The 11503-nt window shown below is 56.2% G+C and carries 11 protein-coding genes; 5 read left to right on the top strand and 6 right to left on the bottom strand.

Translation table 11 applies throughout. From position 1 onward, the window contains the following. The 3 genes from Q7T64_RS05915 to Q7T64_RS05925 all read right to left on the bottom strand — a co-directional run. A partial coding sequence (locus Q7T64_RS05915; protein WP_304792731.1) for an acyltransferase occupies positions 1–867 on the bottom strand: 867 nt, incomplete at its 3' end. 40 nt (positions 868–907) lie between these two features. Further along, entirely contained in the window at positions 908–1669 is a 762-nt protein-coding gene (locus Q7T64_RS05920) for an SGNH/GDSL hydrolase family protein (RefSeq protein WP_304792734.1), read from the bottom strand. Between the two features lie 121 nt (positions 1670–1790). Next, the gene (locus tag Q7T64_RS05925) at positions 1791–2051 is read right to left on the bottom strand and encodes a hypothetical protein (protein ID WP_304792738.1); all 261 of its coding nucleotides are present in this window, start codon (positions 2049–2051) and stop codon (positions 1791–1793) included. Positions 2052–2296: 245 nt separating this feature from the next. On the opposite strand from Q7T64_RS05925, the gene Q7T64_RS05930 reads away from it, so the two are divergent. After that, positions 2297–3148, top strand: coding sequence for a hypothetical protein (locus Q7T64_RS05930; protein WP_304792741.1), 852 nt, complete (start codon positions 2297–2299; stop codon positions 3146–3148). Between the two features lie 137 nt (positions 3149–3285). Here the strand turns inward: Q7T64_RS05930 and Q7T64_RS05935 are convergent, their stop codons facing one another. Beyond that, on the bottom strand, positions 3286–4719 hold the full coding sequence (locus Q7T64_RS05935) for a YifB family Mg chelatase-like AAA ATPase (RefSeq protein ID WP_304792744.1): 1434 nt from the start codon (positions 4717–4719) through the stop codon (positions 3286–3288). On the opposite strand from Q7T64_RS05935, the gene Q7T64_RS05940 reads away from it, so the two are divergent. The 4 genes from Q7T64_RS05940 to Q7T64_RS05955 all read left to right on the top strand — a co-directional run bounded on the left by Q7T64_RS05940 (position 4700) and on the right by Q7T64_RS05955 (position 9184). Then, positions 4700–6379 (top strand): recombinase family protein, encoded by a 1680-nt coding sequence (locus Q7T64_RS05940; RefSeq protein WP_304792747.1) that lies wholly within the window; start codon positions 4700–4702, stop codon positions 6377–6379. The two genes, Q7T64_RS05935 and Q7T64_RS05940, sit on opposite strands and share 20 nt — an antisense overlap. Positions 6380–6640: 261 nt before the next feature. After that, positions 6641–6847 carry a hypothetical protein gene (locus Q7T64_RS05945; RefSeq protein ID WP_304792750.1) on the top strand — a complete coding sequence of 69 codons (207 nt, stop codon included), beginning with the start codon at positions 6641–6643 and terminating at the stop codon, positions 6845–6847. Between the two features lie 441 nt (positions 6848–7288). Then, a complete protein-coding gene (locus Q7T64_RS05950) occupies positions 7289–7633 on the top strand; it encodes a hypothetical protein (RefSeq protein WP_304792753.1) in 345 nt (114 codons plus the stop codon). Positions 7634–8074: 441 nt separating this feature from the next. Then, positions 8075–9184 carry a hypothetical protein gene (locus Q7T64_RS05955; RefSeq protein WP_304792756.1) on the top strand — a complete coding sequence of 370 codons (1110 nt, stop codon included), beginning with the start codon at positions 8075–8077 and terminating at the stop codon, positions 9182–9184. Positions 9185–10141: 957 nt separating this feature from the next. Here the strand turns inward: Q7T64_RS05955 and Q7T64_RS05965 are convergent. Continuing rightward, a complete protein-coding gene (locus tag Q7T64_RS05965; protein ID WP_304792760.1) occupies positions 10142–10942 on the bottom strand; it encodes a hypothetical protein in 801 nt (266 codons plus the stop codon). Between the two features lie 308 nt (positions 10943–11250). Beyond that, positions 11251–11503 (bottom strand): helix-turn-helix domain-containing protein (locus Q7T64_RS05970; protein ID WP_370653262.1); only part of this gene is annotated, 253 nt, incomplete at its 5' end.

Consider the following 11503-nt stretch of genomic DNA (forward strand, 5'->3'; position numbering starts at 1 on the left):
CGGCCGGGTTTTCAGTACGGCGGCCAGCCAGCCCTGGTCCCTGCTCACCCCCAGGATCAGCAGGGCGAATGCGAAAGGAAACGCGAACGCCAGCACGGGCCGGCCGTCCACCAGCGTCAGCAGCGCCAGCAGCAGTACCGAACCGGCGATCGTGAAAAGGGTGCCGTCAGTATTCCAGATCCGCGAAAAATGCCAGCACAGGGTGCCCAGGAAAAAAGAGAAAACCGTGCGGGGAAAGCCGAAGTCATAGGTCAGCGACAGGCAACCGCCCTTGACCAGGCATTGATGGATCGTGACGGATGCCCAGACCGAGATTGCCAAGGCGGCCATTGACAAGAACGCAAAAACAAGCAGCCTGGCCCGGCCTTTTGCGAACAGGCAAATCGCGGCGAACAGCAGGTAAGTGAAGAATTCGGTGCTGATACTCCAGCTTGGTGTATTCAGGATCAGGTCGTGGAACAGTCCCATGCCGTGCGTGAAGGTAGCCACTGCCAGCAGTTGTGCCGGATCCGGCGTCACAAAGTCGAGCGCGCCCGGTGACGCCAGCGCGGCGCCATAGCCAGCGGCTGCCGCAATGCGTTTTGCCAGCACGATGCCGTTCTGCACCAGGATGAAGAACAGTGTCGAAAACAATAGCAGCGGCAACAGGCGGCCAGTGCGACGGATCAGGAAGGCGCGGAAATCGTCGCCGTTGGCCATCCTGCCGGCATAGGCTGCACAAATCACAAAGCCGCTCAACACGAAAAACAGATCGACGAACAGATAGCCGTTGCGCAGCACCGACCAGTCGGCGGTGCCGATCTTGAGGTGATACAGGGCGACGATCAATGCCGCCAGTCCGCGCCCACCTTCCAGCGACTTGATCATGATCGTATCTTGCCTTGCGCTATGCCTGTGCGTTGCGGCATCAATACGACAGCTTGAGGAATTCGGCAGCCGCGAACAGTGCCTTCAATTCATAAGTGCTGTCGCTCGGATGCGTGCCATCCGGCATCAATGTCCTGACGTCGGCACCGTTGAGTCGGGCCAGCAGGTACGCATACTGGTCGATCAGGCTCAGTCGCTCGCTGGCTGCCACCTCCCGCATTGCCGTCACGTACTGATCAAGTCCGGCGCCGCTCTGGTCGGTCGGATTCGGCGTCTCGAAAATGACATGCTTGCCCAGCTGTCTGGCGATTTGGGAAAGGGCGAGCAGGCACACCTTGTATGCCGCTACCGATTCACCGATGTCCTGTCGCTGGTCATTGATTGCATGATTGATGATGACGAACTTCGCCGCTGAATTGCGCATCTGTGCCTGCCAGTCCGGATGCACGCCATCCGTGCCCTGCAACAACTGGCACGCGGTGGTGCGGCTGACGCCTTCGTTGCGCACGACATAGCGGGCTGACGCCGGTAATTGTGCGGCAAAGATGACCGGTGGCGGACGGCTCACCTGGGTACCGGCGGTGCCGCTTGCGAATCCCCAGACAGTCGAGTCGCCGTAGTAGTCGATGCCCTGCGTCACGGTGCTTGGCGCCGAGGTCGACGTCAATGGCGCCGCATTGGATCCTGCTTGCGCCGTGCTATTGGCCGAAGCTGGGGTGTCGCTGCCGCTACCGCCGCAGGCAAGCAGGGATGCGGACAGGGCGAGTGCCGCCAGCGGCTTCAATAGTGTTGTTTTCTTCAAGCAAACCTCCCACGTAAATTCATGCGATGCGCGGCGCGCTGGAACATCGAACGTCCAAGCGCGCTGATCCACTGATCATCAACATCATCAAAGAATTTTCCGGAGAGTCAGTTGTGCAAAGTTAAAGCGCCAAGGCTTTTGACTTAATAAGAATCGTCGCAACGCAATGCAGGATTTCCTGCGGCAAAGTCTTTCTCCCAAGAGAAATTTCAATCGCGCAATGGAAAAATTTCTTGTGCGCACGAATGCGTTTCTCCATTGGAAAGCGCGTTTGTTTTCCCGCAAGTTTCCCTTCAGATTCTTGCTCGCCGGGCAGGACTTCGTTTTCGCAATTGATAGGCAACAAGATTGCCCATGTGCTGCGCCCGTAGAGTGGTTTCACATCAACAAGCAAGCCCTGTTGATGGAGTGACCGATGTGTCGTCGGTCCTGACTGAGGGCATCTGCAGATCGCGCAGTGACCCTCGTTCAGGATCGTGGCAAACATCATGGACATGCATTGGCAGCACGCCTGCAAGCTGTCTGTGGAGGGTTGGGAGCACGCATGTTTGCAGATGCTGGCGCCCGACATTCGGTTCCTCTTGTCGACGCAATCTTGTCTATTAAATTTGAGAGAGGAAACCCAACATGTTCAAACGCAAAAATTTACTGCTGACAGTAGCAGCCCCGGTTGCCTTGTCATTGATGCTCGCGGCCTGCGGTGGCAGCGATGATGCACCGGCTACGTCCAGCGGCGGCACGAGTACACCAGCGGGCACCGATACGACCCCCGTTCTCGACCAGACCGTGCTGTCCGGATTTCTGCGCCTCACCGGAAACCAGCTGATGTTCAGCAACACGATCATCACCAGCGAACAGTTCGCAACGATTCCCGAAGGCGCCGGACCGTTCACCAAGGGTACCAACGCGCCCTTGATCCAGTTTGGCCTGCGCATTTCGCCGGTCGGCATGGAAACGACCGCTGGCCAGAGCGCAACCGGCCGCCTTGCCATCGAAATGAAGGAGCGCGTGGCATCCGCACCGGTTGGTGAAGACGAGCAATTCCAGGTGATGCTCGACAAGCTCACCGTAAGTGCCAGTCCAGCCGGCGGGTTCAGCGTGGCCGATGCGACGGGTGCGAAAGCCTATATCTATTACAAGCCCGCGACCGGTGCGGCAATCAACATTACGCTGGACAATGCCGCAGGCCTGGTCAGGCTCGATCCGGTGCTTGGCGACCCTACCAGCAACATGCTGGTGTTTGACCTGGAGACTGCTGTCACCCGTGCACTGGCAGCGGCCACCGGCGCTACCGCTACCACGCTGGGCGGCCTGAAGAATGTGGCTGGCCTGTTTGACATGCGGGCTACCGTATCGAACCTGACGATGCGTGCTGGCGACGAGATCACGCCGCTGGTTGGCGCGCCAATCACGGTGACCAACTCCGGTCAGGTAGCGGTGACTGGTGCAGGCGTTGCCGGCGCCGTACAGGTCGAGTAAGAGGTCGGACAAACAGCGCAGCAAGCGTTGGGCAAGTTGGGTAATTGCACGGAAGGAGAAGGGCGGCGTTGCCGCCCTTTTTCATGGGCACTCCGCCGCAGACGCCTTGCCTGGCGGCGCCGGCATCGGGCATGCAGTCAGTCGCGCAGGCGCAGCGCGCGCCGGTACTGGATCGCCTCTGCCACGCAAGCCGGTGCGATCATTGCGTCCCCCGCGAGGTCGGCAATCGTGCGCGCCAGCTTCAGTACCCGGTGTGCCGCGCGGGCCGACCATGCAAAGCGCGCCATCGCATCGCGCAGCAGTTTTTCCGCTTCTGGCGTGGTGCTGCAAAACTGCTCGATTCCCGCAGGCGGCAATTCCGAATTCGCCCTGCCCTGCCTGGACAGTTGCAGCGCATGCGCTGCCGCCACGCGCGCGGCAATCGTCAGCGACGATTCGCCGCTGCCGGCATTGCGCAGTTCAGTCTGCGTGATCGCGCCTACTTCAAGCTGCAAATCGATGCGGTCGAGCAGCGGACCGGACAGCCGGGACTGATAGCGGCTGACGGCTTCGGCCGAACATCGGCAACGCACAACGGGATGACCGAGGTAGCCGCAGGGACAAGGGTTCATTGCCGCCACCAACTGGAAGCGGGCCGGGAAGTCCGCCTGGCGGGCGGCGCGCGAGATCGTGATCCGGCCGGACTCCAGCGGCTCGCGCAACACCTCCAGCACGCGCCGGTCGAACTCGGGAAGCTCATCCAGGAACAACAAGCCGCGATGGGCCAGCGAGATTTCGCCTGGGCGCGGCGGACTGCCGCCGCCAACCAGCGCAACAGCCGATGCCGTGTGGTGCGGCGCGCGGTAGGGCCGCAGCCGCCAGCGCTCGACCTGGAAGCCGCTGGTCAGCGACTGCACCGCGGCGGACTCCAGCGCTTCTTCGTCGGTCATCGGCGGCAGGATGCCGGGCAGGCGCGCGGCAAGCATTGATTTGCCGCTGCCTGGTGGTCCGATCATCAGCAAGCTATGGCCGCCCGCAGCCGCTATTTCCAGGGCCCGCTTGGCCCGCGCCTGCCCTTTCACCTCGGCCAGGTCGAGCCGCAAGGCCTGGCCGGCCGGCACATCGGTGACGTGACGCACCAGTCGCGCACTGTCGTCGCGGGCCGAGAAATGCGCGGCGACCTCGATCAGGGAACGGGCCGGATAAATCAGCGCATCGCGCACCAACGATGCTTCGGCCGCATTGACTGCCGGCAGGATGAAGGCGCAAGCAGCGCCATCCTTGTGCATGGCAAAGGTCATTGCCAGTGCGCCGCGTATCGGCCGCAGCTCGCCCGACAGCGACAATTCGCCGGCAAATTCGTAGCGGTCCAGGTCGGTGGCGGGTATTTGCCCGGAGGCCATCAGGATGCCGATCGCCATTGGCAGGTCGAAGCGTCCGGATTCCTTGGGCAGGTCGGCGGGCGCCAGGTTGACCGTGATGCGCCGGTTAGGGAACTCGAAACCGGCGTTCAGCAGCGCAGCCCGCACCCGGTCGCGCGCCTCTTTGACTTCAGCTTCGGGCAGTCCGACGATGGTAATCGTATGCGACAATACACCAGATAAAAATTGTAAAGGTGAAAATATGGCAGCCGCTTATTCCTATATTCGTTTTTCGAGTGTTGAACAAAAGAAGGGCGATAGTTTTCGCCGGCAGCGTGAACAAAGTTCACTCTGGGCCGATGCGCGCGGAATAATGCTGGATGAAAGCCTCGATATTAGCGATCTTGGAACTTCCGCATATCGGGGAAAAAATTCGACGGATGGCGGCCTCGGTGCATTTATCGCTGCAATTGATGATGGTCGGGTTCCCGCAGGCTCTTTCCTACTCGTTGAGAATCTGGACAGGCTTAGCAGGCAGCCACCGCTTGCTGCTTTACATTTGCTTCAGTCGATCGTTGAGCGTGGCATTACTGTAGTAACTTTGGTAGATAAATGTGAGTACACCAACGAGAGTTTACAGAATGACCCATCGTCCTTATTTATCAGCATCATTACGATGTTTCGGGCACATCAGGAAAGCAAGATTAAGGGAGATCGCGTAAGGTCCGCGTGGAAGCGCAAAAAGCAAAAGGATGCTCGTGAAGGTAAGCCAATAACTCGGATGACTCCGTCTTGGTTGCGTATTGTAAATGGAGCGTTTGAGATCATTGAAGAGAAAGCTGAAGTAGTCCGAAAAATTTTCGACCTGGCGACAAATGAAGGACTTGGGCAACGCGCCATCGTTACAGTGCTGAAAAAAGAACTTGTTTGTCCAATCGGCCGCATAGCGACTTGGAGCGAAACAAGCGTTAGGCGAATTCTCCAAAATCAGGCTGTTATAGGAATTTATCAACCTAGATCGGTCGATCTCGATCGGCCCGAGATCCGCCTCGACGATGGCGAGCCGATAGATGACTACTATCCATCAATAATCCACCGACCACAGTTTTATGATGCCCAGCGGCTACGAAAGGAGGCTCGAATCCCTAAAGGGCCCCGTGGAACATCGCTTGGAACGATCTTTACTGGAATTGTTTTTTGCGGAGCCTGTGGCGCTACAATGCGGCGAAAAGGGGCATCAACGAACGACGTACATCACAGACTTAGATGCAGCGGATCATGTGGGGCAAGCTCTTGGAAATACGAACCGCTTGAACTGGTTATCTTGGGGATCTTGTCGGCCGATATTCTTCCGCATATGCAAATAAACAGCACCGATAAAAAAATATTGCAAGAACAATTAGCTGAAGCTGAAGCTAAACTGAAAAGTATGAGTGAGCGTTCAGCTCGCCTAATAGATGCCCTGGAGAGCGGTCTTGATTTGTCTGTTGTACACAGTCGATTGCGTGAAGTTGAGGACACACGGACATCTGCTGCAGGAGAGGTGAAGCGACTGCAAGAAGAAATAAAAATTGTTGAAATGCGACAATTCTCCGGGATAAACAACAGCAATCCGCATGACCACATTGTCGCGCTCTTCGACGGGGCCGACGTCGATGACGGACAAATCAAAGAAAAATTACGATATGCACTTAGCCGAATCGTCGACAGAATAATATTGCTAGATAGCAAACAACAACGTACGGTGCGAATGGAGATCGGTATGGAGGTGCGACATATTGATATTGATAGAAATGAAATGACATACACTTTTCGAGAAGACAAAAGCGTTTCGGGACACCTTATATTAATACATCCTGTATCAAAGGAGCTTGAAGTAATGATTCCATAGCAATCAATAGTATCCAAAATCTATCAACCTTTAAAAAAGCAGTCGAGTTATATCGGTTTCTGACGAAAAGTTGCAGTTAATTCGAAAAAATCACCTTTTCATCGCATATGGAGGAACAGGACCCGTGCAATGTGATATTTTTTGCGGATGAGAACCCACTTGCGCATATCTTTTTGGCGCGGTTACCCATTGAGGTTCGGCGCGTCGCCGGAAAACTACTTTAGAGACCGGCGTGATTTTCTGCATTCAAGACATTCTCGAATGGCGGCGTTGCAGCGACCGCCGGTCCTTGCGCGAGCGGGCGTGTACTCGCGGATGTATGACCTGTACCACCTCACCGAGACGCCGCTTACCGCACACAGGCTGCAGTTCGATGCAACGCTGCGACGCCAATCCTGCGCCGACCGGGAGGCGGTCGACAACATCGTCTCCCAATTCTGGAAAAATGCCCTAGTGGACTGGTTCTGAAAAACGGACTGGGTTTCGTTCGGGTGCAGGGAATCCCCGGGTTCCACATGAAGACGAATGAGGGAAGGGTGGTACGACAGACACGGTTTAAAGTTCAGGGAAGACGATTGCGCGGCAATGGCACCAAAAGATCTTAACCGAGCAGGCCGCATTCCTCCTTCATGCAAAGGCTGTCCGGATCCGATCGTCTCATGCTATCGGTGGAAAAAACCCAACTTGGCCCGACAAGCTGTATGTCCAGATTGCGCACGACACCTTGGAGGCACATCACAAGACCTTTACCAGCCGGCTCAAAAGCTCTGGCGATTAACCGACTTCATTCGCTAACGAAAGCAGATCAGGGCAAGTGCCATCAAGCAATTTGTTGATTGGCAACTTTGTGGAGCCGTCTCGGTACCGGAAGTGAGTCCCCCAAATAAAGGAAGCGCCGAGGAATTGATCTTGACTTATCTCGGAGCATGCCTGGATCTGGATGTCAGTCAGATTGGGCTCGGCCTGGACATGGAAGAGCACATTGTCGTTCAGGCGCTGCAGTTGTTAAAGCGAGAGCGCCGGGTTAAGCCGAAACACCTCGGGACCCGCACCATTATCTGGGCAGGTGGTGATCTGATAAACGCCCCGCCGCGCGAATGGCCGAAGCACGAAGCCGGCACCAACGAGCACGAGGCCGGCACGAAGCCGACACATCACGATCCCGAAACGCCTTTGAATCGGCATCGAAACGCTTTTGCCGTAGCCGTTATCTGTAGCGCTGCTCCTGCTACAGATAACGGCAGGTGTTGGTGAATTTTCGGGTGCACAGCACGCGGAAATGAAAGCCACGCCACAAAGGATATAAGCAATGCGGCCGCGAAAAGGTTCGGCGTCGAAAAAGTATTGCGTGCAGACCTGCGCGGCCGACAGGGTGTGGCGATGCCGAACAGCCTTCGGGATCGAATTACGACCGGCTTCGAAGCACTCGATTGCGAACGACTTGGTTGTTGCATGAGGCTGTCGGGGTCGCCAAGCCGCCGCCCCGGCGAGGGGCGCAAAGCCGGTTGACGACGCGAAGGGATGGGGTTGAAAGGCACACAACAAAACAAGTTGGCGTATGTGCGGCAGAGGCTTTTTTTTTGCATATTTTGACGTTCAGATGCAAAAAACTGCGGCTGGCAGTCTCGTTTGGGTCAAGTGCGGTCCGAGGAGTCGGCATAGTAATTGGATATTTATTCACCTCGGGCCCGTGCCATGGACAACGCAGAGAAAGTCATTCTGGATGCAAAGGCATTTATGCTGACATTGCCAAAAAGTAAGGCATGCATGAAAACGAAAGAAAGCTATCGGCGTGCAGCACAGAAGATTTTTAGCGTTGCGCGAAGCGCCGAGGCATTTTTGACGGCGGCGGCGGATACAAGAAAGATCAGCACCTGGCGCGTGCGGCGAGCAGCCCTGGTCTTTGGGGTCCGGGATTTAATTGAACGACTGCTCGCAAACCAAGACAAGCTGCAGCGCTCGCTTCACGGCGTACCAGGCACCGATTCCAGATGGTCCGAGTGGCGGACGCAAGTGCAGGGCATCGCCCAGTGGGTGCCCGTCCTGAAAGTCATTCGTGCCGCGCCATCGCTGCCGCGTGCTGGTCGCATCCCGAAGAAAAGTAAACTGCAGGACATTCGGGGCTTGCCGAGCGATTGGCGGGAAAGGGTGGTCAGGCGATTGGTAAAGGACAGGTTGGCGGGACTGACGACGGCGGTCACCGGCTGCCGGCCGGAAGAGCTGCTGGCGGAAGGTGCAAAGGAGGGTGTGCGGCTGAGCATCGAGGGCGAGCATCTGATTGCCCATATTGTCGGCGCAAAAACGACCGATCACGCCGGCCAAGGGTGGCGCCGGCTCAGATGGCCCCTGACGCATCCCGCGAGCCTGGTGCAGCAGCTGATCGCCGAAGTCCAGGCCGCGGGCGAGACGGTAATAGCCAAAATTGCCAGCAAAACCGCGTTCACCAGCTCGTTGCGGGCGGCGGGCAAGCGGGAGTGGCCACTCCATCGATACCCCGAACGAAAAGGCAGGGACATCACCAGCTATTGCTTCCGACACGCCCTGGCGTCAGATATGAAAAACTCCGGCCTCTCCGATGCAGATATATCTGCGGCGCTGGGGCACCGGATCGATGTCACAAAGGAGACTTATGGCACTCGCCGGATCGGCTCTGCAGGCGGGGGGCTGGCGCCGGCGTCGGTCAAGGCTGAGTATGCGGTCAAGGTCAAAGCTCGGTCGAAGCGCTCAGTTGCATTCAAGGCGGAAAAAGGGCTAGACAAGAGAGCGGGTGGGTCGCAACGGGGGCCGCGGGCTAAATCACTCTGATAAGTGCGCTCGGGGCGGCAGGGGAGTGAGATCGAAGCTGGCGGCCAAAACCTGGAAAGGCCAGTTTACAGCGGTAAAGGCTGGGGTAGGTCCAAAGCCAGTTCATGTTTACATCTCGGGCGATATTCGGAGGTTGTGGATAACTCGCCCTCTGGCAAGCAGTGAAGAAGTGCCTATTTAATGAGCAATCCGCCATGATTTACATGAAAAAAACAAACCGGCAGCGGTCATGAAAATAGCCTTCCTATGCCTATGTCGATACCCACAACGATACCTGTGTAACGTCCCTGCATAGCAGAATGCCCACCCCCATGTCACTCTCTCTCTTCGAGGCCGCAAGACGAATCCGGGATCGAATTCCAGCCTCAACTGGCGTAAATAAAGGGTTTCTACTTTAATTTTTTAATAAGTACCCTCAAATGTACCAACAAAAGGTGGACTGTGAGCCGGTCATGGAGTGAACTCTGGGTCAGTTTTAAGCGATTCTCAACAATTTGCCCATCTTAAGGGGGAACTGAAGCTGCGCCAGTTGGGACTGCGCGGGTCCAGCGGTACCCATGATGAATTTTTATTGGTGGCTACCGTACAGAATCTGCGGCGCATGGCCCAATGGCTTTATAAAAATTGTGGTCTGAATAGGCAACCAGCTCCAGCATAAGAAATCAAAGAAGAATAAATCAAGCTCACTCTTTAATTTAACTTTACAGAAACAGCAGCAGAACGACCTGAAATAAATGGTTGCCAAATGACTTTTTCAACAGAATAGGCCACAAGCAGTCGGTCCATATGCCGACGGACCCGCCACTCGAAGGTCGACTTTTTGCTCAGGAGCGATAGCCACATCAAGGATTAAACCCAGCGGACCATCATGCAGGCAAGGCCTTCGGGCTGCACCAGAGTCTCAAAAAGCAAATGAAAAATCCGAACGAGTTTACCGAACATGAAAGAGCACACTCGTTACGGGAAAAATGAGGCGATATACGTTAGCATTCCTGCCACGTTCAACATCACAGCACCAGCCAGGGAAACCAGGAGTTGGCTCCGCCTGCGGGCCAGGATTTCTACCCTTTTGTTTAACGAACTCACCCTTCGTGTCAATGTGACGTTAGTCGTCTCCAGTTCGCAAATTCGGCTCAGAGACGCCGCCATCGCCGCCTTCAATATCGTCAATTCCTCGGTTAGCTGAGATTTTTCTTTTTGCGTATTCTGATGAGCGGCTGCCAGCTCTGCGCCAGCGCGTTCTTGCTCAGCCAGTTTATGAGTCACGGCGCAGTTGGCGGCGGTCGCTGCTTCCAGGTCGGCTGAATAACGCGCGACAGCCGCCGTCGTAATCTTCATCGCTTCCGGAAGTTGCCCCAAAACATCGGTCCACGCGGCGAGCCGGTCGTGTCGAAACAGCTTTCCGATCAACCTCAACGTAGTGCGCACTTCCTCGGAATTTTTAATCCAGACGGTCGCCTCGGCGTATCCGAGTTCTACCTCGCGCTTGCGTTCTTCTTCTTTTCGCTTGCTGGCAGCTTGCCGCAACTGGTTGTCAGTTTTTTTGGTGGCTGCCACCGGACTAAGTGCCGCAGCCCGCTGAAATCCAGCGAGCGGGGTGGGAACGAGAGCGAGCGCAAGTGAAAATCCGTTCTTGCACGCGTGCGCAATCACGGCCTTGCCTTTTCTGGTGTTGAGCCGTGGGTTGGGAAAGGTGGAAGAACGTGACTTGTCCGTGACATGTCCCGCCACAGGCAAACGTATAGGTTTAGTCGGCATGATGCCCCCCAGCGCAACGTTATGTGCCCATTGTGTGGGGCAACTCCGAGGCTGGATTACCTGCGAGTGCAGGCCCGGGCGGTCAAGCCGGATTGATGAAGATGGTTATAACGCGTGGAACTTCGTTCGCTCAGGGCTCCGTTCCACAAGGAATCCTCCAAATGCGACCTCCGGCTTTACTCCGGAGATGTGCCGACCTAGGAGTGTTTATAACACAACATTGTGAAAATTGCAAGCAGGCATCTATGATAATGCTTGGTGTGCAAACTGGCGCGCATTGTGGCAAGCAAGGAGTCAATCGAACAATTTCAATTGGCATCAGGCGATACCAATTCCTGACCAGCGATAGCCTCGTCAACAAGTGTGATGAGATTCCCGGGTTTCATTTTGAGTGCATTCGCAATTTTGAAAATGCTCGTGATGGTCGGTTGCTTCTCGCCCAGTTCAAGGGAAGAGATGTAATTGCCTTGTAGGCCCGCCTGCCGGCCCAGTTCGACCTGTGAAAGCCCAGCGTCTTTCCTGAGTCGCCGCACGACTCGTCCGAATTCCAAAGTGATCAGG

The organism is Lacisediminimonas sp., from assembly GCF_030645335.1.
Taxonomy (GTDB): Bacteria; Pseudomonadota; Gammaproteobacteria; order Burkholderiales; family Burkholderiaceae_D; genus Lacisediminimonas.

Coding starts and splice junctions, on each gene's coding strand:
- Q7T64_RS05930 (WP_304792741.1), top strand. CDS start 2,297: ATGTTCAAACGCAAAAATTTACTGCTGACAGTAGCAGCCCCGGTTGCC.
- Q7T64_RS05940 (WP_304792747.1), top strand. CDS start 4,700: ATGGTAATCGTATGCGACAATACACCAGATAAAAATTGTAAAGGTGAA.
- Q7T64_RS05945 (WP_304792750.1), top strand. CDS start 6,641: ATGGCGGCGTTGCAGCGACCGCCGGTCCTTGCGCGAGCGGGCGTGTAC.
- Q7T64_RS05955 (WP_304792756.1), top strand. CDS start 8,075: ATGGACAACGCAGAGAAAGTCATTCTGGATGCAAAGGCATTTATGCTG.
- Q7T64_RS05965 (WP_304792760.1), bottom strand. CDS start 10,942: ATGCCGACTAAACCTATACGTTTGCCTGTGGCGGGACATGTCACGGAC.